At 58.2% G+C, this 20,584-nt stretch carries 28 protein-coding genes; all 28 read right to left on the reverse strand.

Going from position 1 to position 20,584, the window contains the following annotated elements; all coding sequences use genetic code 11:
- Positions 1 to 100: 100 nt before the first annotated feature.
- The 28 genes from E4631_RS23965 to E4631_RS24090 all read right to left on the reverse strand — a co-directional run bounded on the left by E4631_RS23965 (position 101) and on the right by E4631_RS24090 (position 20,382).
- Entirely contained in the window at positions 101 to 667 is a 567-nt protein-coding gene (locus E4631_RS23965) for a hypothetical protein (RefSeq protein ID WP_133657247.1), read from the reverse strand.
- Entirely contained in the window at positions 660 to 875 is a 216-nt protein-coding gene (locus E4631_RS23970; RefSeq protein ID WP_133657246.1) for a hypothetical protein, read from the reverse strand. Before E4631_RS23970 ends, E4631_RS23965 begins: the two co-directional genes overlap by 8 nt.
- On the reverse strand, positions 841 to 1,470 hold the full coding sequence (locus tag E4631_RS23975; protein WP_135318655.1) for a phage holin family protein: 630 nt from the start codon (positions 1,468 to 1,470) through the stop codon (positions 841 to 843). The genes E4631_RS23970 and E4631_RS23975 overlap by 35 nt, the downstream gene beginning before the upstream one ends.
- A gap of 16 nt (positions 1,471 to 1,486) precedes the next feature.
- Positions 1,487 to 1,897: a DUF5675 family protein gene (locus tag E4631_RS23980; protein WP_133657288.1), complete on the reverse strand. Its 411-nt coding sequence runs from the start codon at positions 1,895 to 1,897 to the stop codon at positions 1,487 to 1,489.
- A gap of 83 nt (positions 1,898 to 1,980) precedes the next feature.
- Complete coding sequence (locus E4631_RS26110) at positions 1,981 to 2,133, reverse strand: hypothetical protein (protein WP_166648060.1); 153 nt, start codon at positions 2,131 to 2,133, stop codon at positions 1,981 to 1,983.
- Positions 2,134 to 2,236: 103 nt separating this feature from the next.
- Complete coding sequence (locus tag E4631_RS23985) at positions 2,237 to 4,402, reverse strand: hypothetical protein (RefSeq protein WP_133657287.1); 2,166 nt, start codon at positions 4,400 to 4,402, stop codon at positions 2,237 to 2,239.
- A gap of 1 nt (position 4,403) precedes the next feature.
- Positions 4,404 to 5,267: a hypothetical protein gene (locus E4631_RS23990; protein ID WP_133657286.1), complete on the reverse strand. Its 864-nt coding sequence runs from the start codon at positions 5,265 to 5,267 to the stop codon at positions 4,404 to 4,406.
- 18 nt (positions 5,268 to 5,285) lie between these two features.
- Positions 5,286 to 5,867, reverse strand: a complete 582-nt coding sequence (locus E4631_RS23995; RefSeq protein ID WP_133657285.1) for a hypothetical protein — start codon at positions 5,865 to 5,867, stop codon at positions 5,286 to 5,288.
- A 9-nt stretch (positions 5,868 to 5,876) separates the two neighbouring features.
- A complete protein-coding gene (locus E4631_RS24000) occupies positions 5,877 to 6,182 on the reverse strand; it encodes a hypothetical protein (protein ID WP_133657284.1) in 306 nt (101 codons plus the stop codon).
- A gap of 30 nt (positions 6,183 to 6,212) precedes the next feature.
- The gene (locus E4631_RS24005; protein WP_133657283.1) at positions 6,213 to 6,416 is read right to left on the reverse strand and encodes a hypothetical protein; all 204 of its coding nucleotides are present in this window, start codon (positions 6,414 to 6,416) and stop codon (positions 6,213 to 6,215) included.
- Positions 6,417 to 6,851: a hypothetical protein gene (locus E4631_RS24010; RefSeq protein ID WP_133657282.1), complete on the reverse strand. Its 435-nt coding sequence runs from the start codon at positions 6,849 to 6,851 to the stop codon at positions 6,417 to 6,419.
- Positions 6,851 to 7,837 (reverse strand): hypothetical protein, encoded by a 987-nt coding sequence (locus tag E4631_RS24015; RefSeq protein ID WP_133657281.1) that lies wholly within the window; start codon positions 7,835 to 7,837, stop codon positions 6,851 to 6,853. The genes E4631_RS24010 and E4631_RS24015 overlap by 1 nt, the downstream gene beginning before the upstream one ends.
- A gap of 4 nt (positions 7,838 to 7,841) precedes the next feature.
- Positions 7,842 to 8,504 (reverse strand): DUF6046 domain-containing protein, encoded by a 663-nt coding sequence (locus tag E4631_RS24020; protein ID WP_133657280.1) that lies wholly within the window; start codon positions 8,502 to 8,504, stop codon positions 7,842 to 7,844.
- 12 nt (positions 8,505 to 8,516) lie between these two features.
- Positions 8,517 to 10,136, reverse strand: a complete 1,620-nt coding sequence (locus E4631_RS24025) for a tape measure protein (protein WP_133657279.1) — start codon at positions 10,134 to 10,136, stop codon at positions 8,517 to 8,519.
- Positions 10,137 to 10,232: 96 nt separating this feature from the next.
- Positions 10,233 to 10,373 (reverse strand): hypothetical protein, encoded by a 141-nt coding sequence (locus E4631_RS26115; protein WP_166648059.1) that lies wholly within the window; start codon positions 10,371 to 10,373, stop codon positions 10,233 to 10,235.
- A 65-nt stretch (positions 10,374 to 10,438) separates the two neighbouring features.
- Positions 10,439 to 10,756: a hypothetical protein gene (locus E4631_RS24030; RefSeq protein WP_133657278.1), complete on the reverse strand. Its 318-nt coding sequence runs from the start codon at positions 10,754 to 10,756 to the stop codon at positions 10,439 to 10,441.
- A 106-nt stretch (positions 10,757 to 10,862) separates the two neighbouring features.
- Positions 10,863 to 11,273, reverse strand: a complete 411-nt coding sequence (locus E4631_RS24035) for a hypothetical protein (RefSeq protein ID WP_133657277.1) — start codon at positions 11,271 to 11,273, stop codon at positions 10,863 to 10,865.
- A 24-nt stretch (positions 11,274 to 11,297) separates the two neighbouring features.
- Positions 11,298 to 12,410, reverse strand: coding sequence for a DUF2586 family protein (locus tag E4631_RS24040; RefSeq protein ID WP_133657276.1), 1,113 nt, complete (start codon positions 12,408 to 12,410; stop codon positions 11,298 to 11,300).
- An 80-nt stretch (positions 12,411 to 12,490) separates the two neighbouring features.
- Positions 12,491 to 13,243 (reverse strand): hypothetical protein, encoded by a 753-nt coding sequence (locus E4631_RS24045; RefSeq protein ID WP_133657275.1) that lies wholly within the window; start codon positions 13,241 to 13,243, stop codon positions 12,491 to 12,493.
- Positions 13,244 to 13,511: 268 nt separating this feature from the next.
- A complete protein-coding gene (locus tag E4631_RS24050; protein ID WP_133657274.1) occupies positions 13,512 to 14,723 on the reverse strand; it encodes an ATP-dependent Clp protease proteolytic subunit in 1,212 nt (403 codons plus the stop codon).
- 38 nt (positions 14,724 to 14,761) lie between these two features.
- Positions 14,762 to 15,652, reverse strand: coding sequence for a hypothetical protein (locus E4631_RS24055; protein WP_133657273.1), 891 nt, complete (start codon positions 15,650 to 15,652; stop codon positions 14,762 to 14,764).
- Positions 15,653 to 15,673: 21 nt separating this feature from the next.
- Positions 15,674 to 16,159 (reverse strand): hypothetical protein, encoded by a 486-nt coding sequence (locus tag E4631_RS24060; protein WP_133657272.1) that lies wholly within the window; start codon positions 16,157 to 16,159, stop codon positions 15,674 to 15,676.
- A gap of 19 nt (positions 16,160 to 16,178) precedes the next feature.
- Positions 16,179 to 17,006: a hypothetical protein gene (locus E4631_RS24065; RefSeq protein ID WP_133657271.1), complete on the reverse strand. Its 828-nt coding sequence runs from the start codon at positions 17,004 to 17,006 to the stop codon at positions 16,179 to 16,181.
- Positions 17,007 to 17,013: 7 nt separating this feature from the next.
- The gene (locus E4631_RS24070; RefSeq protein ID WP_133657270.1) at positions 17,014 to 17,493 is read right to left on the reverse strand and encodes a hypothetical protein; all 480 of its coding nucleotides are present in this window, start codon (positions 17,491 to 17,493) and stop codon (positions 17,014 to 17,016) included.
- Complete coding sequence (locus E4631_RS24075; protein ID WP_133657269.1) at positions 17,490 to 17,900, reverse strand: hypothetical protein; 411 nt, start codon at positions 17,898 to 17,900, stop codon at positions 17,490 to 17,492. Before E4631_RS24075 ends, E4631_RS24070 begins: the two co-directional genes overlap by 4 nt.
- Before the next feature lie 30 nt (positions 17,901 to 17,930).
- A complete protein-coding gene (locus E4631_RS24080) occupies positions 17,931 to 18,611 on the reverse strand; it encodes a phage minor head protein (RefSeq protein WP_133657268.1) in 681 nt (226 codons plus the stop codon).
- A gap of 110 nt (positions 18,612 to 18,721) precedes the next feature.
- On the reverse strand, positions 18,722 to 19,942 hold the full coding sequence (locus E4631_RS24085) for a DUF935 family protein (protein ID WP_133657267.1): 1,221 nt from the start codon (positions 19,940 to 19,942) through the stop codon (positions 18,722 to 18,724).
- Between the two features lie 29 nt (positions 19,943 to 19,971).
- The gene (locus E4631_RS24090; RefSeq protein WP_133657266.1) at positions 19,972 to 20,382 is read right to left on the reverse strand and encodes a phage protein Gp36 family protein; all 411 of its coding nucleotides are present in this window, start codon (positions 20,380 to 20,382) and stop codon (positions 19,972 to 19,974) included.
- Positions 20,383 to 20,584 lie beyond the last annotated feature (202 nt).

Consider the following 20,584-nt stretch of genomic DNA (forward strand, 5'->3'; position numbering starts at 1 on the left):
TTCGGCATCCTCACCGGCCAAAGCTGCTATGAGATGCGCCGCTACCTGAGGCGGTCCTAAAACGAGAAAGGCCCTCACGCACGATGCGTGAGGGCCTTTTCTATCTGCGCTTGCGCAGGCTGTAGTTCAGCCCGATTCCGATTCCGATAACCGGCCCGACTGGCGTTAGGTAAGCGCCGGCCTGCAAGCCCCAGGTCAGCCGCGGGTACACGGGCACGTGGTAGATGAAGCCGTGCAAGTCGGCATTCTTAAAGTAAGGATTACTGTTCTGCACGTCTAGGGTAACGTTACCCTTGTTATCGTTGAAAGCAATGATATTCTTCGTGTTAGCTAGCGTTAGTGAGTCGATGGTAAGCCCAGTTGACGCGGCTTTTGCCGCCACCATGATGTACTTCGTCTGCACGTAGTAATGAGGCACTTCCACCTGTATCGTGTCGCGTACGGTATCGACGCGGGGCACGTAGAGCTTGCGCACGACTACCTTCTCGACAATCTTAGTAGTAGATACCGTATCGTGAATGGGCGCGCCTACACCAGGTTTAAGCCAGGATACGGCAGTCTTTTGCGGGGTCACGTCGGGCTGCCAACTGCATTTCACTAGGCATAGTGAGAGCAGGCACATAGCTAGGAATGACCCGGCCAGCACCGACCAAAAGCGGCTAAGCATCGGTAGTATCCTTCTTTTTGAGCACCATATAGGTCACGCTTATGACCCCCAGCACTAAGCCCGCGACCGCGTAGTAGCCGTAGTGGGGCAGGCCGAAGTATTCGGCATAGGCCGCGAGCACGCCGCCGAGCAAAACGTAGAGTGCCGCCACGGGCACCATGAATACCTGGCTGCTAAACAGCAGGTCTGCTAATTTCCTCTTCTGCACAGGTAGGTTGGTCGATTGGTTTGGCCTCCGCCGTGACGGCAGTAGGTATCTCCAGCACGGGCGTGCCTTCGGAGCCGGCGCCCGCAAGTTTCTTGGCATAAGCCGCCAGCGTTTTGTCGAGGTCAGACATCCCCTGTATGTATTGTGTAAACTTGTCCGGGATGATGCTTGGGTCAATCGTATTGACGTTTTCGATAATCGACAGAAACTCCCGCGAGATGAAAGAGAGCAGGGCTATGTTGGGGATGTACTGGAAGGTGAAGCCGAGCACGCCACCAAGCTTGCCCAGCTGATAAGTGCCGCAAATCACCAGCAGCTGCACCAGCACCTTCCAGAAAGTGCGCTGCCACTTATTGCTGCTGAGGGTCTTGAGCTTGGCCGCCTTGATGGTGCCGGTTACTAAATCGACGGTAGCGAAGGCCAGGAGCGCGTAGATAGCCGCCGGCTCGTTGTAAACGAAGCCGGTCACGGCCACGGCCGCCACCTGCACGGTGGCGAGTAGGTTCATTACTATCGACTTGCCAAATACGGTTAGGAGCAAATCCTTGGGGTTGCAGTAGCCGATGAGCGAGAGAAACATTGATTGGTTTTCCATTGGTAGGAGGGGGGCACTAACCGATAGTCAGCCAAACTGGAGTTTTGCTCCCCTGAATAAGGGGGTAGAGGGCATCGATAGCGTCGCGGCTGCGGCTGATGGCGTCGGGGTGCCGGTCGTAGCCAATCAAGAGGCAGCCTTCCGTATCAGCTGCGCGGTTGCCCGAGTGAATCCGCACGCCCGCAAAGCCCGGAATGTCGAGAATGAGCGGCATGAATACCGGGTGGCCCGCCTTGAGCGAAAAACGGGTGCTCTTGTTCCAGATAACGTGGTAGCGCCCGGCCGGAATGGCGGTCTTGTTTGGCACTTTCACGCCAGCCGGGCGCACCACATCTTCCAGCGTATTGGCAAAGTAGCGCCCGTCGAGGTAGAGTTTTCCTATCGTGCTTTCCTTAGTGAAAGTGTCACGTACTATTTTGATTTCCACTGAGTCATGCGACCAGTTTTTGGCGCAGGAGCCCCGCGTAGTGTCTGCATCTATTTATGCGGCATGGCAGCTAGTGCAATGGGTTAGTGCCCGTTGCGACGGCGCTCGCGCTCATGCACCCGCTGCACATGATGATACTGGTGCTTGGCTTTGGGCGGTGCCTCAGCGAAGCGTTTTTCCAATGCGCAGGAGCCGAGGCCCCAGGCTAGGGTGAGCAAAAGCAGGAGCTTGCGCATGCCGGTGCTAGGCGTGGTTTTGGGGTGCTAAAGCACCTGGCGCAGTAACACGCCTACGTCTGGTTGTTTTAGGGCCGGTCTGCGTGGGCCAGCCCTTTGTTAATTAACTTTTGGGCATCCGCACCCAGACGTAGACGTCGCCGTTCACGTCGTTGTACCCGGTGGTGTACAGGTAGCGGTACTGCTGCGTGCAGAAGTGCTGGCCTGGCACGCTGTCCGCTGGCTGCGTGCCCTGCAGCTCGCCATAGGTGAACGTGCCGCCAGATACCGTCGCCTTCGTGTTGGATGACGGCAGCATGGTGGCGCGCAGGTTGTAGGTGCTGCCTGCCTGCATGATCGTGCACGCCTTCTTCGTCACCGCGTCGCGCGAGAACGTGAGGTAGTCGCCTGGGTACATGATCAGGCGGGCCTTGCCGTTCAGCGTCACACCGCCCTGGAAGTCGATTGACACCGGGCCCGTCGTGTAGTTCGCGTACTGTAGGCTGTACACCTGGCGCTCGCCTGCTGCACCTCCAGTGGTGTCGATAGACAGCTGGATGGATAGGTATGCAGTGCCATCTCCTACGCTGTAAAGCACGCCTGGTGCGATGGTCGCGTTGGCCGAGATGTTGGTGATGGTAGCCGGGTCGAACCAGGTGGTGCCACTGGCCGTGATGGTGCCGTCATTCGCGATGAGCACGTTGCGGCCCGCCTTGTACGGCAGCTCGTTCAGTGGTACGACGCCGCTTACCAGGTCTGCTTTCGTGGTTACTGCCGCTTTTACAGCAGCAACCGACGGTACCGACGTGGTGGAGTTGCTGCTCAGGTTCTGCTCCACCGTGACGGACGAGCCGCTGCTGAGGCCAGCCAGCTTGCTCGTGAGCAGATCCTGACTAACCCACTTGGTGTGTAGCTGCACGTAGTTAGCGCCAACGAGGGCGTCTATACCGAATGTAGAAGTGGAAAGGTCGTTGTACGGCGTCGGCTCGTAGCGGAATGACACGTTCGAGCGTGCCTCGTATAAGTTACCATTCTCCGAGCAGTAGAAAATATCACTTTTAATGGCGTACGTGTAGGCTGGTAGGCCCGTGGTTGAGTCCACTGCCTTCTTTGCGAACTTACCACGGTATACAAGGCCAGCAACTTTGCTAAGCTGTGTAGTGTCCTCCACGTTGCGGAACGTGATGGTGCTACCCAGGTCGTCTCCTGCAGTGTACAGTGCGCCGTCTGCGTAGTATAGGTACCCGCTCTTGATCGTCTGCGTCTGCGAACCCGCCAGCGTAGTGCTCAGCGAATACGCGTGGAAAGACCCGAAGTACGGCCCCCAGTTGAAGGTGTCCACGCCCGGCAGTTGCATGGTGTTGTACGTGGTCGTGAAGTCTCCCAAGCACGTGTAGAAAGTCATGCCGCCGCCTCTGTTAGACGTGTCCTTGTACGTCACGATAGTGCCTGCCAGGAACTTCACGGAAGTGGTGGGTACCAGCGTGCCATTGACGGTGGAAGCCTTACGTACGGCGGTTGAGAAGTCGCCACGGTAAGCGGCAAGCTGCGTAGCTGCTGCCTGTGTCAGCGCCCCATCGGTTTTAGCACCAAGCTCCGTGTAGAGCTTAGGCATCGTGGCGAATTTATCTGCAACGGCCTTTACGGATGGCACCGACGTGGTGCTGTTTGAAGTCAGGTCCTGTACGATGGACACGGGCACGTTCTTGTACTGGGACAGGTCTACGATGTGGTCGCCCTGGTCGTTGTTAGAGTACACGAGCTTATCATCCGATGTCAGCTCGAAGCGGTTCACGCGGAACGCGGTGGTGATGTCGCTAAATATGTCGTTGTAGAAGTCACTGAGCTCTATGTCGATGACGCGGTTATCCGCCGTGGTCAGGTGGAGGAAGAAGTTGCTGTAGGAGCCTGACACCACGTCCTTCGCCACCACGTCGAACTTCGAGAGGTCCACCGGTATGGTGCCGGCGCTGGTGTACAGCACCAGCGTATTGCCGTCCAGGGTGGCGTCCGTGACGGGCGGGTCTCCTTGCGGCGCGTCCAGCAACCAGTTGCCGTTGTCGGTCAAGTCCTGTGCTGTTATGTTCAGCACATAGGTCTGTCCGTCCTCCACCACCTTCACGACCATGCCGGCCTCACGACGCTCCGGCGTGATGGCGTCGCGCTCGGCTAGGGTGGCCACGGTGCGCAGGCCGCCCTTGCCGTACTTGGCCTCGTGGCTGGCGAACACGTCGCTGCTGTCGTTAGGTACTATTGGTGCGGATACGTTCGTGCCAGGAATCTGAGCCATATTAGCTGATGATGGCAATATTTACAGCGCCTCCGAACTGGATGCCGGTTGAGAGTAGCTTGTAGTCACGAGCGATGCCAAAGGCATCCGTGATAATCACGTCGGTAAGGATGTAAGCGGAAAAATTGTTGATGCCCGAGCGCACCAGTGAAGGCGCTCCATAGGCCGCATCGAAAAGCAGGTGGATGTAGCGCCCGCCCGTGCAGTCGCTGGTGGTGTTGATTAGGTAGTCGCCGGCTAGCTCCTTGCGCAGGCCAAGCCCCGCATAGTCGATAGGTGTGCCATTGGTCAATGCAGCCACCATGTGGTCGCGGTCGTTGGCCGAGGGGCCAAAGAAGCGGGCCGGGTAGTAGTTCACCGAGGCCCCGGCACTGGCGCTCAATGTGCCGTCTGATACCACTATCGTGAAGGGAACGAGCGCATCGGCGGGTAACGAGCCGCTGCCCGACTGCTGATTGCCCGTTGCCTTGACCGCCTTGCCATTGACTTTGATGGTCGTAATGGGGTTACTCTGCGGCGTGGCGGTCCAGTTGAATCCTACGGCGCTGGCATCGCCCCGCTCGCGCACCGGGTTGGCTACGCTCATGGCAGCCAGTGGCGGCAAGGCTGGGTAAAGCTGAAGCAGCAGGTTGTGCAGCACGTCCTTTTCCGTGGTGCCGTGTAGGGTGATGCCCTGCAAGCCCGGGATAGGTGCCGTGATGGGACGCTCGCCGTTGAAGGCCGCGCCCGTATTCTGCTCGGTGAAGTCCAGCATGCTTTTAAGCAGCTCCCGCACATCGGTGCCGCGGGTCTTGTCGATGCTGACAACCAGCGGGTTTACCTTGATATATTGGTCAATCAGGGCATAGAGGTCGGCTTTGGTCACGTAAGAAATAAGCGTTTTTTAGTCGTACTCAGCCGGCTCGTACTCTGCCGGCTCGAACTCGGCCGGGCCAGCGCCGGGCGGCGCAATCCAGGTGGTGACCGGGCGGCTGATTAGCGCCATATAGGACGCGGTGGCTGACTCCGTTTGCCTCGTCTTATCGAACGTGAGCCGGGTGCCGAGTGGAACCTCCTGGGAGAGCGTAAAGCCGTTCAGCTGACAGAGTTCGACCAGGTTATCCAAGCTGCCATACAGTTGAAGCGCGAGGTCGAGCACGCTTTGGTTAGGCTTGATGGCGTAGTCAGTCGAGGCCGGTATATCCTGCGGGAACGGCTGCCGGGTAAAGCTGGGCGTGGGGGCTGGTACTGGCTCCAGTAGCTCGCCGTCGGTGACCACGAACCCATCGGTTAGCGCCAGTTGCCGGGCGACCGCGCTCGCCTGCTGCCGCGCCTGGTCATAGCTCACCACGCAGCCCACCGGCAGGGCTACATCAACGGCTAGCTGGTTCAGCGCCGCCAGCTCGACCAGCCCATCCAGGCTGCCGGTCAGTTGCAGCGCCACATCCAGCAGCGTTTGCCCATACTTAGCGGTGTAAATGGCCATGCGTAGCGGTTAGCGAGTTCTGTTGGCGTCGAGCGCAATGGTAAAAGCGGGGGTGAACGACACGTCGAGGCTGATGATTTGGTAGCCGTCAGCCTCAATTTGCAGGGTGATGGCGCGCTTGATTTCGGCCGGGTGCACGGTGGCCCCGAAGTACTGCTCGATGCCCACGCCGACCAGCGGTGCGGTGCGCCAGAAGCCGGTGTAGGAGCGTAGAATGTGCTCCTGGTGCATGCCGTCGCTGTGGGAAAGCACGAAATCGCCATTCTCAATGAGCAGGTCGCCGTCGCCGGCCAGCGTGAAATCAGTTGCTTGCATGGTTATTTAAAGCGGTTTGGGGCACCTGGTTTAGCTAATTGTGCCGGTACCAGTCTGCGCGGCCGCGGTGCCGGTGGTGGCTACCGTGACGGTGCCCGAACGCACGTAAGCGTCGATAAGGGCGGCCAGCTGCCGGGCAAAGTCCTGGCGGGCCTGCACGGGGTCGGTCGTGTTGGTGCTGAGCGCCGTGGTCAGCGCCAGGATGCCCGCCTCAAGGGTCGATTTTACTAGCATCTACTTGGAAAACAGGTTTTTGAGCCGGCTCTTGATGGCAAGAATCGCGGGCTTGTTAATCACCTCGATGGAAGGGCCCTGGTTGGTGGTCACGCGCAGGCTGCTCACTTCGTCCACTAGGTCCGAGAGCAATTGGAATAACGATTCGTTCTGCGATTCGAGGGCTACCGATTCTACCTGGCTGACCATTGCCACAAAGGCATCGTCCTTGGAAAAGAAGCTCACCACCACGTCCGAGCCGACTACGGGGTATAGGACCAGGCCCTTGCCCGTTTGGGCTTGCAGGCGCACTTCTAGTAGCTCCGCGGAATCGTCCAGCGGCTCGCAATCGATGGTATTGTTCGTTTTATCGACGGCCGTCACCTTAGCGAGCACGCTGTAAGGCTGGTGCTCGTCGGCGGTGTAGGCCCGAATGATGTCGCTAATGTTGGCCATTATTGGCTGCTGGCCTTGCGGTCCAGTTCGATATTTTGGCGGTAGCCGCCGAAGCCAAAGCTGCGGGTAACTTGCTTCACTAGGTAGCCCCCGTTGCGCTCGGAAATGGTGCCGTCCGAAAGCACCACAATGTCCCCGTGCCGCACGTAGGGCATGCCGAAGGTGGTTACGCTGCCCTCGAAGCCGGAGACCTTATAGGTGGCGGCTAGGTTGTTGGCCAGCTTCTGCAAATCGGCCTGGCTCTTGTCGTAGTAGAACACCGGAACAACCCGGCCGTCCCCATCACCCGCCTCGGCCGTGAGCTGCTTGTTATCCTTGCCCAGGATAGAGGTAGCCCGGATTTTCACCCGCTGGTTATCGGCGTTTTTGTAGGTAAGATCGTCCTGGATGATATTGGGCGTGAACTGCAAAGGCACCCGCTTGCGGTAGTCGGTGCCGGTGTGGGTATAGGCGAAGCCCACGTACAGCACGCCCTCCCGAAAGAAGGAGTAGATGCCGTATTTCTTCCGCAGCTCGTCGAGCACCTGCGCCCCGGTGGCCGTGTTGATGCGGAACTTGCCCAGCTGCATGCTCGGAAAGGAGTACACGACCTTGAAATCACCGTGCACCTTCGTCAGCAGGAAATCCACGAGCTGCTTCACCGTGACCTGGGCGAAGGTCTTCTTGAACGACTGCTGCTTGAAGAGCCACATGGCATCCTCGCACACCAGCTCCAGCGGGTACTTCGTTTTCACGTCGGCCACGTAGCCGGTGAAAATGGTGGTATGCTGGTAGTTGTAGCCACACTCGATGGTCACCTTATCGCCCACTTTGAACACGGCGCGCTGGCCTTCCACGATGGGCTTATTCTCGACGGTGAGGCGCTTGGGTATCTTGATGGTGGCCGTATCGGTCAGGTTATGCCACGACGAAACCACCTCCACCTCGTTGCAGAAATTGAACTGCAAGCTGCCCACCGTTATCCGGTTGGTTAATCTGTAAAGCACTGGGTTAGGAGGTGATTTTGATTAGCTCGACGGGGTTATCGCTCAGGGCATTTATCTCGAAAAGCTGGCTGTTGCTGCTGCCCTCGGTCTGGGGAAGTGTGTAGCCTTTCACCACCAGGTTGTGAATGGGAAAAAGCGCCAGGTACTCGCTGGCTATTTGCAGCGACACGGGCGCTTTGAGCACGTCGTTCAGCTTCTTGAAATCATCCAGCGGAAAGGCGTAGCCCTTGCTGTTTACCAGCGCGCCGCGCAGGCTCACCTCGTAGTCGCCATCGCTCACGAACTCCTTGATGGTGCCGTTCAGCCCGTTTATGGCCGTGGTCACGATGTTCTTGGACATCTGCACGTCGATGAGCACCGTGCCCAGCTCGACCGATACGGGCGGCATTTTCACCCGCTCGATGGCCTGCGTTTTGTCGTTGTAGTATTCCAGCTCGTAGGCTTCGGACGAGAGCGTGACGGTAGCGAATACCGAGCGGCCGAGCAGCCCAGCCGTGCCGTCGCGGTCGGCAAACACGCTGCCGTTCCCGAACTTATCGGGGTCGCTTTCGGCGGGCGGCGTGGTCGTCAGAAAGAGCGGCTTGATGTAGGTATTGGCCAGATTCTTCAGAATGAGATTGACCTGCGTGTTCTGCCGAACCGGGTAATCGTAGTTGAGTATTTCCACTACTGAGGCTGCTTAATTTTTGCCCGCTAGCAGGCTAAAGTCCGTGAGGCCAGCCAGCAGCATCTCGGTCAGGAGCTTCTGAATATCCGCGGTGCTTTCCTTCAGATTGACCGTGTGCAGCGTTTCCACGCCGGTCATCTTCTGGATGGTTATGTACACGTTCGTGGGCTTGCTGCCCGACACGTCGCCCACTTTGGTTTTGATGCCCTTGTCCTTGCCGGCGGCTGCCGAGGTGCCCAGCGCGTTCTTCGCGCCAGCTGCCGCAGCACGGGCCGCGTCGGTGGCTGACTTGCCCTTGTCGCCAAAGAAGTCCTTGAATACCGGCGCTTTATCGTTGAAGTGATAGTTTTCACTATTGGTGGCCGCCTGGAAGGGAGCCGTCACAATATCCTTGAGGCCGCTGCCGAGCTTGCTAAAGTCTCGGTTGAGAATACCGTCGATGGCTTTCACGATGCCGCCAAGCACCCGGCCAGCTACCTCGCCAATCAACGAGAAGGCCGTTTTGAAGGCATTGTACAGCCCCAGCACGTTGGCCTGCGCCTCCTTATTGGTCTGAAAGTACTTGACGAAGATGTTGATGACCTGTGAGATGGATTCGTACACCTTGCCGAAAAGCGTGGCGGCCACCTCAATGAAAGGGGCCATTACCTGAAGGGCATAGCCCACCCGGTTGAACACCTTCTCCAATGCGTCGCTCACCGTACCCGCGTAGCCCATCGACTCGGTGACGCGCCGGAAACTAGCGAGTAGGGGCTGCACCGCCTTTTGCAGGGGCTCGAAGAGCTGGGCAAACTTGGCCTTGTTGGTCTGCACCCACTGAAGCACCTCGTTGGCCTTATCCAGCAGCACCTTTGCGAAGGGCACGGTAGATTCCCCGGTATCAGACATCATCTGCTCGATGGTGTCTTTCAGGTTGCTCCACTTGCCGGTCAGGGTGTTGGACATGCGCTCGTTAAGCGCGCCCCACTTGCCCTGCGTGCCGCCAAGCTTCTCGAAGTAGCTATCCAGGTCGGCAAAGCTCACCTTGCCCTGTGAGGCCATCTTGCGTAGACCCTGCACGTTGGTGCCCAGCAGCTTGGCGAAGTCCTGCAAGGGGATTTTCGCGTCGGCCAGCTGGTTGAGGTCCTCGCCCTGAATGAGCCCGTTGCCCTTGTTCTTGACGTAGAGGCTGGTCAGCTCGCCCAGGTTCTTGCCGGTGGCTGAGCTGATGTTGCCGAGCGTGGAGAGCTTCTGCGCCATCTGGTCAGTAGTCAAACCCGCGCCCAACATTTGCTGGCCGTATTCAAGTAGTTCCGTCTTCGCGAAGGGCGTCTGGGTGGCCAGCTTGGCTACGGCGTCGATTGCCTCACTCGCTTTCTTAGCTGAGCCGGTAAACACCTCGTAGCGCAGGCGCGTGGCCTCCATATCAGCGCCTGCCGAGAGCAGCGCCTTGCCTAATTCCAGGGCTTTGTAAGCACCGAACGCGGCACCGGCGACCATGCCCAGCTTGCTAAATCCGCTGCTGGTTTTCTCGGCCTGCCGCTGTACGCCGGAGAGCTTTGCCTCGAATCGGGCGACGGCAGCCTGGGCCGAGGCCAGGGCGCCGGAAATCTGGTCTTTTAGTTGGAGTACATAAGCAACTGCGTTAGTCATAAGGGGTTAAGGGGCGATTCGTATTGATTTAAATCGCCTTCTCCCGTTCTGCTTGGTCACGAAAAAGAGGGTCCTGGTTGGGACCCTCTTCGGTGGCTAGCGTAGCCGCATTTGCTGCTCACGGCGCAGCACCCATTCTAATCCAGCCCACTCCTGCACGTACTTATCGCAGTTCAGCTCACCGTCCGGCCCCTCCGTGATGAGGCTCATGGGGTCTAGATGCAGGTAAAAGCGCATGAGTGCATTGATGTGTCGAAACTCTAAGTTTTCTTCCTCACCCAGCTCAGGAAACTGCGCCTTGTTTAGCTTTTTTTTAGGGCGATAGTATCGTTGAATTTCACTAGCTCGGCGGCTGCCATCGCTGCTTCGAGGCGGGTATCCTCGTTATTGTAGAGGTTATCGCCGTCCACAAAGCAGGCCAGCAGAATCATCTCGCCGGCCACAATCACCGCTTTGGAGTCAGCCATCAGCGTTTCCAGAGCGGCTTTCTTCGTCTTGTAGTCGGGCTTCTTCAGGTACATCTTCAGCGCCTCGCCGTTCTCGCCCACGCCCTCGATGACGTAAATCTTGGTGTTGTGCGCGGCGGCCAACTCAACTTGCTTGCTATCGGTAACTTCCATGTGGCTGGGGGTCATTTTTTACATGTTATATATGTGTCTTATGCAGCCCATAAATGGAAAAACCCCATAGTCAAACTACGGGGTTTTCTCTTCTGCTCGGAGTTTACTACCAAGCGATTTCGGCCACGATGAGCGTGAGCTTGACGTCGAATTTATCGTCACCCTGCTTCATAGCCCGCATGTTATCGGTGAACTCGCAGCCGCGCAGCACATGCTTCACGGGCGACATGCCCAGCTGGGGGGCAAACGTCACGGTGATGTCAAACATACCGAGTTGGGTCAGGTCGCGGCCGGGGGCCACGTTGGTTAGGCGCTCAACCTCGCTCATGTGCAGGGTAACGTCGCCCGAGGCTTCGTAAGCGCCGTAGCTGCGGGAAACCGGCTTGGAGCCCGCGCCATAGTTGTCCTTCTTGGCGCGCTTGTCGCTGTAGTTTATCTCAGTAATACCTTCGACAACTATTCCCGCCACGGTGGTTACAGCTTGCGCCCAGCCATATTCATTGCCATTGATTAGCATCTAGTTAATGGGTTCTCTTTTTATTTAGTTGGCCGATACTTCAAAGCCAATTCCCACCACAATCTGCCGGGCTACACCGAGCGGCGTGATGCCGACCTGGATGTTGAGCTGCGACGTGCTGAGCACGTTCTGGCTGGCGTCGATGAACACGCGGTACTCCGAAACCTCGTCAGCGTTAGCCATTTGGTCGAGGCGGTTCTTAACCAGCTGCTCGAACTTGGTGATGGTTGCAAGGGCGAGCTTGCCCGCCGAGGTCTTGAGGGGAGCGCCCAACTCGGGCAGCAGCGCGGCGCGGATGCTACGCTTGGCCTTCTCAATCGTGCGCACGTTCTCGATGAAAGCGTAGTCCGACGTTGAAGCCGTGGCCGTGCTCGAGTTGGAGAAGAATGAGCCGTCGAAGCCCACGTACTTGCGCACGAAAGTGTAGCCGCGGTCTTTCAGGGAACTGAGGCGGTTGTCTGCCACGCCCTTGTAAGCCTCGCCCGTACCGAAATTTAGGGCCTGGAAGCTACCGCTGCCAGCCAGGTTGAACTTGCGCAGCCACACGATGCTCTCGCTAACCTTGGCTAGTGAAATAGCACCCAGCATCGCCCCGAGGGCCACGCCGATTTGCGCCGTATCGCCACCGACGACCACGCTCACGTTGGGGCAGGTCAGGGTAACGAGGGTAGGCAGGGTGTCGAGCGTGAAGCCGGTGAAATCGGCCGCGTACACGATGGAAAGGCCCTGGTGAGTGGTGCTCAACGCATCGGCCTGCGCCTGAAGCACCTGAATGGTGGCCGTCGCAAAAGAGGCATCATCGAGGTAGCCCATCTGACGAATACGGCCTTCAGCTGCGTATTGCAGCGTCGATACGTGGTCAACCGTCACGGGGGCAGCAGTCAGGTACAGGTGCAACTCGCCTTGGGCGTTGATGCTGAAGTACTGGGCAATCTGCTCGTGCAGGTGCTGGTAGGTGGGGGTAACGATGCCCGCGCTTTCGGCTTCCTTGACGGAGTAAAAAATGCGGTGGCTGTCGCTGCCGTAGCCGGCCGGCATGCTGGCGCAAGCGGCCACTAGGCCGGATACGTAGTCCTCGCCCGTGAGCGTGCGGTTTAGGCCGCCCTCGAACGTAGTGAACGTTACATCATTAAGCATGAATCTTGTCGCTTAATTTTATAGAAAAAGGGTGGCTGGTTTGTACCCAACCACCCTCTGCTTTCTTATTTGCCGGTTGGCTAGACGCCACGTACCAGGGCTACTACACCCTTCGAGTCGCTGCGCAGACGGGTCACACCCAGCCAGCCCAGGGCCGACATGATGATGCCGCCGCCGTAGAGCGGGTTACCGTTGCCGTCACCCGAATCGGTGAATACCTCAGGGGAATCCTTGGCGAAGGCTACCGCCTCTTTGTGGTAAGCCACACCAGCTTCCGCACCGCCGATGGTTGCTACCGTGGGGCGCTTGTAAATCTTGATGCCGGCAATCTCCACGTAGTTACCCGAGGCAACCACTGAGCCGCTGAAGCCGCTGCGGTACTGTGCAAGCACGTTCTCGTCCTGAAGCAACTCGTAAAACATATCGACGGGCAGCTCGAGCGAACGGTCAGCCGCGCCCATGTTGTCCTTATCGAGAATCTTGGCAACCTCCACAATGTCAGCGAAAGTGAGTACACCCGTAGTGGTGACGGTGCGAGCCGCTTCCGTCGGGGTGATGCCTTGCAGCACGGTGTTAGCCATGTTCTCAGCGAGCGCACGAATATGCTGGCCCATGATGGACTGGCGCTTGTTGTACGAAAGCTGGTACTCCTCAATGTTGGTTACGAGGAAGGCTTGCGTCGAGTACTGGTCGATATCAAACGACTTCAGCGTGTCGATGCGCTGCGCGACGGCCAGCGGGAATACATTGGCGTTTTTGTAAATCTGGGTGGCGACACCCGACTGCGGCAAATGAACAGTTTTGTTCGTGGTGAACTCGCTGTAATCGCTCATGCGAGGCAGGAAGTCGAGGCCCAGCTCAAGCGTTTCTTGGATGTCTGATACCCATACTTCTTTATTAAGAGCCATTAAAATCGTGGGCACTTTTTTGGCAGCTCTTTCTGCTGCTCGGTAGTTATTTAAAGCGCCAGGCTAGAAAAGGCAAAATGTTGTGGGCCAATAAAAAAGCCCAGCCACTCGAAGTAGCTGGGCTTTGGGGAGTAGGGGGCTTTTTTATCCGACGCGATTGCCGGAAGGGGTGCAAGCCAACAAACCTGAATGCTTAGGCGGGGTATTTACCGTACGAGTTGAAATACAGCTCGTTGTACACGCCGGGTTCATCCTTGAGCAGTCGGGCAACCTCTTTCGGGTTCTCCTTCTCCAACTGGCGCAGGTTCTTGGCTGCTACTTGCGCGGCCGGGGAGCCCTTCGCCACGTTGAGAATGTCTACGCCAGCACGGTTGAGCTTGAGGGCGTCGAGCGTAGACTTGGCCAGCGAGTAGTTATTCAGCGCCAGGTCGGTCCAGGTGGCCGTCGCATCGTTGGCGATTTTGCCTACTGCTACGGCGTTAGCCACCAGCTCATTCGCCAGTTTGGCAGCCGCTTCCTTCTGCTTATCGGCTTCGGCCTGCTTGAAGGAGTTGAGCGCCGTTTCAAGCGCTGCCAGCTTGGTAACCAGCTCGGCATTGGTCTGAATGAGGGACTGCTTCTCCTCGTCTACTACCGCTTCGGGGGCTGTTTCGGCCTCCACAGGAGCAGCGACTTCTTCGGCTGGGGTTTCGGCTACGATAGCAGCCTCGGGGGCCTCTGGGGCTTCCGCAGCTTCGTTGGTTACGACTACGTCAGTCGTCTCTTCGGCCACTTCGGGCAGGGTCTCTTCGTTCATGGGAACAGCTTCATTTTTAGGTAGCACGGCATTGCAAATGGCGTACATCTCATTTACCGTCTGGGCATTGGGGTTCAGCTCCACCAGCAGCGCCGTTTCCTGGATGCCAGTGGCAAAACCGTAGGCTACGGCCTCTTCGGCATCCATCCACGTTTCCTTGTTCATCATTTCCGAGAGCACGGCAATGTCCACGCCGGTTCGCTTCTTGAAAATAGTCAGGATGCTGTTGCGCATATAGGTCAGCACCTCGTTGGTCTTGGGGTCCTGGCTCGGTGAGCTGGGGTTGTGTAGCATCAAAAGCGAGTAGTCGGCCATCACGGCGTTCGTGCCCGCTAGGAAAATCCACCCGGCCGAGGAAGCGGCCAGGCCGTCGTTCACGGTGGTAATGGCGGCCTTGCTGTTGAGGATAGCCGAGAAAATGGCAAGACCGTGAATCACGCTGCCGCCGCCGCTCATGATGCGCACCGTTATATCGGTCACGCCATTGCTTTCCAGCCGGGTCAGCTCAGCCGCGAAGTCCTTGCCGATTACGTCGGTGCCAATCTCGCCATGCACGCACATGGTAGCCGAGGTGCCGTTGACGGTAGCGTAGGTGTACTCATCTTTCATAGTTATTTAAATCGGATTTGCGCGAATGGTCTGGCCGCCTAGAGCACCCGGATGATGTAGCTCAGCACGTAGTAGGGCGGGCGGTTCTCGTGGGGCTGGCCGCCGCCGGAAGGCTTTGTCGTGATTTGCGAGCCGTCAGCGCCCGCCGCAGAGTTGTGCGCGGCGACGTAAGGCTTATCCGCGCCGCTATCAGTGATGCGGAAGTTCGCGTCGTGCGTGTGGGCGGGCATCTCATCGATGGTCAGCGTGTGTTTGGCCTCGCCGCCTACTAGGCCGGGCTGACCGTAATCGGCGCTGGCCGGGTCGTAGCCGACGATGAAGCGCCCGCGCAGGTCGGGCCGGTTGTTCTGGCCGTCGCACAGGGCCCAGCCGGTGGGAATCGAGGTGTTGCCCCACATGATGATGCCGCCAATCGGCACCTTCACCTCGTTCTGCAAGGCCGTGATGGCGGCCGTGGAGCGCGCGATTACCATGTCTTGGTAGCGGTACTCGGCATCGGGGGCGCAGCGGATGGCCTGCCCGGTACCGGGCGTCAGGGCAGTTTTGGTAAAACGCTGTACATAAACGTCCTGCACGTTGCCGTCCTCAAAGGTTTTCTGCGTGCGCACGTCCGAATCGGCCACGATGAAGCAGGGATAGGCACCCGTGTAGCCGGGGAAGTAGCGAATCTGGCCACCCATGAAGACGTAGCCGGGCGAGAGGGTGCAGGTGTTGGCAATCGGGTCCTGGGCCGTCACCACCGCGCCGTTAATGACGAAATAGGTGCCGACGCTGGCGAATAGCTCACGAATGGCGGTCATGGGCGTGTCCTGAAGGTTAGTCACGTCCTCGTTCTCAAACGGGAGCTTGCCGGGAGCAACCGGGACTATAAAGCGCTTCACGCCGTTCGTGCTGTAGGTAGGTACCTCGGGAGTCTGGAGCTGGGGCATTAGGGGTTAATTCACCACTTTTTAGTAGGCCACGACGGTGTAGACCGTGCCGACCATTTTGTACTTGTTCACCAGGCTTTTCAGCCGGACAAGCTGGGTACTCACCAGCTGCTGCGGCGCCCGCACGATGAAATCGAATTGCGGGTCGTACTCGGCCGCGTTGCCGATATAAACCGGGTCCAGCTCGCTGGCATTGGCCGTATAAATCGGCGCGTTCTCGTCCGCATTGGCCGTGTAAATCTGGCCTACAATGGTGCCGTCGAGGATGGTAATCTCCTGGCTCACGTAGCCCAACTCGTAGTTCAGTAGGGCCTCGAACACGATGACCTGGCTATTGTAGCGCGCGCGGCGCTCCAACGTGGGGTAGATGCTGGTCAGCAGCCGGTAGCGGTAGGAAACCAAAGGCGCCAACAGCGCCTGGAGGTAGCCTATCAGCTTGGGGTAGCGCAAAAAGGGCGGCACGTACTGGAGCACGTACGCATTAATATCGAAAGCCTGGATATTCACTTAGGAGCTGGGCTCGCTTTTAGGCCGCAATCAGGCTGATGGTGTCTTGCAGCCGGTAGCCCGCCGCGTCTTCGGGCACCAGGTAGCCCGAGTTGGTCTCGTACAAGCGCTCGATGGGCACCAGGTTGGGATCATTCAACGCCGTGGTGTAGGGCCGGGCAATAATGCCCTTGAGCACTATGTCCTTCACGCCCGTTACCTGCTGCAAGGCATCCTCGAGCTTCGAGAGGTACATCGTGCCGTCAAATTCGAGGTTCTGCAGGAACCCGTTCACCGCCGCGATAACCGCCGTCTGCACGTCGGCTAGGATGTACTGGCCATCGTAGTAAATCTCGATGTTAGCTACCATGCGGTCGGCCTCTAGCGAGATGGGGCGTACGATGGTGCCGGCGTGCTTGACCTTGGCGAGGTAGGCTTTTAGTGCGCTCAGCTCCAACGCCGAGAGCGGGGCCAGCGTGGTCGTGCCCTTGGCCACCTTCACCAGCACCGTGCGCGTGTCGTCGAACTGCTTTACCGAGCAGCGCGTGATGATGCGCTTGGTCAGGTTTTCGGTAGGGTAAGTAGCCGAGAAGTTCGCGTTTATCTGCACCGTATCGCCGTACTGGAAGTCGAGCACCTTGCGCTGAAGCCAGGCTGCGGTGCCGGAGGTGGCACTATCGGCGATGGCCTGCAAAGTGGCCTGCTGCACATCGGCCAGCTGGTCGTTTACCAGCAGCACGGAGGCAATGGCATCCTTGAAAAGCTTCCAAAGCGACACCTGCGAGGTGCTGTTGAGCGCTGCCAGAGCTGGGTTGCCGTTGAGGGCGGCGAGAATTTCGGTGTCAATCTGCTGAGCAGTGCGGGCCATGCGTAAGTTAGGCGGGATTTTCTACCGTGAGACCGGCTTGGTAGTCGAAGAGGAACGTGCCGGTGGTATCGGGCAGCGGCTGGGTTTCCTCCGCGAAGCGGGTGGTATAGGTAATCTGGTAGTCGTAGAGGCTATCGTGGTCTATGTCAAGCATTTCCTCCGTGCGCATGAGCGGATTGAACATGTCCCCCGAAAAGCGGTGGAGGTACTGGTGCACCGTCTGCTTGAGGGCGTATACCGCCAACTCGTGGCCCTGCGCCAGGCTGTTGTGCACGACGTGCACCTTGATGAGGCAGGTACCATACTGAATCTCAGTGCCGCCGTTGAAGCCCTCGAATACCACGTTGCCTACTTCCAGCAGCACGGCCGGGTAAGCCAGCGTTTCGTTGGCAGTCAGCTTGTGCAGCTGGTTATTGAACAGCCGCACCGTTTTTACCTCAGGGATAATGCCGAGGCGGGCGAGTAGTAGCTCTAAGAGTTCTTTCAAAACTTGAAGAGGTCACCCATCGCTTTCGTGATGATGGCCAGGTGCTGTTTTTGGAGCTGCTTGCTCTGGTACATGAAGGGCCGGGCGGGGAGGTGGGCCGTGCCTTCATTGTGGTAGGCTGCCTTGGGGTCGTCGTCCACCAGTTTTATCAGCCCGAAGCGTTGGCTGACGATGCGCATCGCGTCGCGCATGGCCCCGGTTTCGACCAGCAACTTGCGGTTCAGCTGGTACTTGCGCTTTGCCCAGGGCACGAACGTTTCGTTGGGCACGTAGCCCTGCTTGTTGTAATTAGTGCGGAAGAAAAGCAGCGTGTGGGTAGCCAGCTGGCGCGGTAGATTGGGCATCAGCTTGGTAGCCAGTGCCGCTTTTACCTTATTGAAGTTCCACTTGTCGCCATAGGTGCTCATAGTGATTTAAATCGCTTCTGTGGGTTCTGCTTACCACCATTTTGAGCCCGGCTTGACGCTGGCCGAGTACTCGCGCAGCTGGGTCACCGTTTCCTGCGGCAGGTGCTTGAAGTAGCTGTTTCCGGCCCCGAATACCTCGCCCGTGATGCCCGGATTGAAGTTGAACTGCGACCCTTCCGTTTCCACGTTCGGCTCCTGGGTTTCGAGTCCCACGCGCAACTTCTCGACGCGGCACCGGCAGCGGAAGCCGTTGGGTGGGAAATGGGTACGCCAGAAGGCATGGTCTACCGGCAGCGTCACGCCGTCGTAGCCCGCGTGCTCGTGCCGCACCCGCTCGTCGTTGGCCGTCACGTAGCGCAGCAGGGGGAAGTCCTTCTTACTGCGTTGAATGTCCACCCACTGCGAGGCCGATTGAGCCGATTTCACGGCCGTATCGTACTCGGCCTGGAGCCAGTTGCGGTTGTAGTTTACGCTCACTTGCAGCGCCTCGGCCTCGAAATCGGCGTAGGGGCGTGGGTTGCCCGCCGCATCGGTCAGCATCGCCGCCACGTCGCGCATATTCTGGTGGTTCTTGAAGAGCGAGAAGGTCACCAGGTTGCTTTGCAGCGCCTGTGTCAGCTCCGTATCGGCAGGTAGGCCATTCGGCTTATATCCTTCTTTAAGAGCCTCCCAGAACTTGTTTTTGGTGCGTTGGAACAGTTCCTCGTGCACCAATGGGGCATTCTTCTCGCGGTAAATCTGCTTGAATACCCGTTTGAGTACGGGCAGCAGGTTCTGAAAGAACTCGATGTTTTCGGCGTCGATGCCGGCATAATCACTGACTATGCCGGCTTCTGAAAATTTGCCTTCTTATCGGCTGGTTTCGCGGCATCAGGGGCTTCCGTGGGCGCGGGCGCGGGAGACACCGGAATCTTGAACTTGTCCTCAATCCACTTGGTATCAACCTGCAAGCCCGATTGGAGTAGCTTAGTGGTCATGTCGAACAGCAGCTCTTTATCTTCCTCGGCGTAGAACTCGAATGTGCAGCCTTCCATGCTGATGCCCAGGGCCGTGAGCTGGGGCAATAGGTGGTCGTTGATGGCGTATTGCAGGAACTTGGCATCGTACTCCGAGTAATCATCCGTCGTGCGCTCATGCACCTCGGACTGGCTGCGGCTCGACCCATTATCGGAAATCATCGTGCCGCCCAGCACCAGCTTGGAAATCTGCTTGTCGAGGTAGTCGAGGAACACGGCAAAGGCTTCGCCCTTGGAGCTGGAAGAATCCATGAACTCCATCTCGTCGTCCTTATCCATCACGCCGAAGCCCGAGCTGGTCATATCGGCCAACATCTGGTACAACCCATTGGCCCGCTTATCGTCGGCCATAGTGGTTTTGCCCAGCCGGTAGGGGATGCCGTAGAGGTCCACGAACTGCGCCTGTGCCGCCAGCGTGTTCTGCTTGTAAAGTATGAGCGGGGCCACCTTCGCGTACACGCCCAGGTCGGTATCGTTGCCGATACCTACGACCCAATCATTCTCGGTGAAATCCTCGCCTTCGTTCATACCAGGCGTAGCCACAACCAGCTTTTCCTTGGGCTTCACGTTCTCACGGGGCACCAGTTTCACGCTGGTAATAACGCCGTCGGTGATGCCGGTAAGCTGAATGAGCGAATAGCCGTACATGCGCGATTCCCACGCGTAGCGCAGGAAATCCTCGAACCAGGTGGCCTTGAACAAGGCTGTCTTATCCTTTTGCTCGGTGCCGTTGGCGTTCACGACGCGGAACGACTTGGAGAGCACCTTAATCATGCGGGTTTGTACCACCGAAGTCAGGTGGGCGTCTACCTCGATGTTGCGGTACATCGTGTAGAGTTGAAGCCGGTTAGGGAACGCCAGCGACTCAGCCGCCTGCATGGCGTATTTCCAGTTGCGGATGTCCTGGGTGCTGCGGTACTTCTGCTGCTCGCGGACGTAGTTGAATACGACTTCCTTCTGGCTCGGCTGCTTGCCCGACGTCTTGGCCTTATTGGTAATCCAGCTGTAGAGATTGCTTATGTTCACGTAGTGCGGGGGGGGGGCACTTTTTTGGCTTACAGCTGGAAGCTGCGCTTGGGGTTTCCGCCGTAGAGGAAGTAGCCGTTCTGGCCCGCCAGTGGCTTGAGGGGCAGCTCGATGCTGTAGTCTCCCTTGCTCAGGCCCCGAAGCCAGCTGATGGACTCGGCGTAGCGGTCGCGGCGCAAGTCGTTGATGTTGCGGGGGTCGATGGCGGCGTGCAGGTGGTACACGGCCATATCGACCACGCGCAGTACCAAAATGGGGTTGCGGTCAGCGCCCGTGGCGGCAAAGGCTGCTGCCATATCGTAGCGCCCGGCCAGGTAGCTGTTCGCCTCGGCCACGGCCACCAGCGTCATGTCAGCGAGTAGCGTGGGGTTGTTGCCGAGCAGCACGGCCAGGTTATCGGCCTGTACCACCTTCTCGAAATCTGTCTGGGTCAGGAACATAGTAGTTGCGGATTGTACAGATTTAAAGCGAAACCCGCCCACTGGCTTAGGTGCGGAACCGGGCGTTGTGCACCTTGTGGCCCACCAGGTACTGCATGGGCTTCGGCCCGCGCTGATGGTCCTCGTAGTGCGCCGCCCATACCATCGTCACCAGGTAGTCGAGCGTATCGCTCATGTGACCGTATTTCTCCACCGAAATGCC

It is taken from the genome of Hymenobacter sp. UV11 (assembly GCF_004684095.1).
Classification (GTDB): Bacteria; Bacteroidota; Bacteroidia; order Cytophagales; family Hymenobacteraceae; genus Hymenobacter.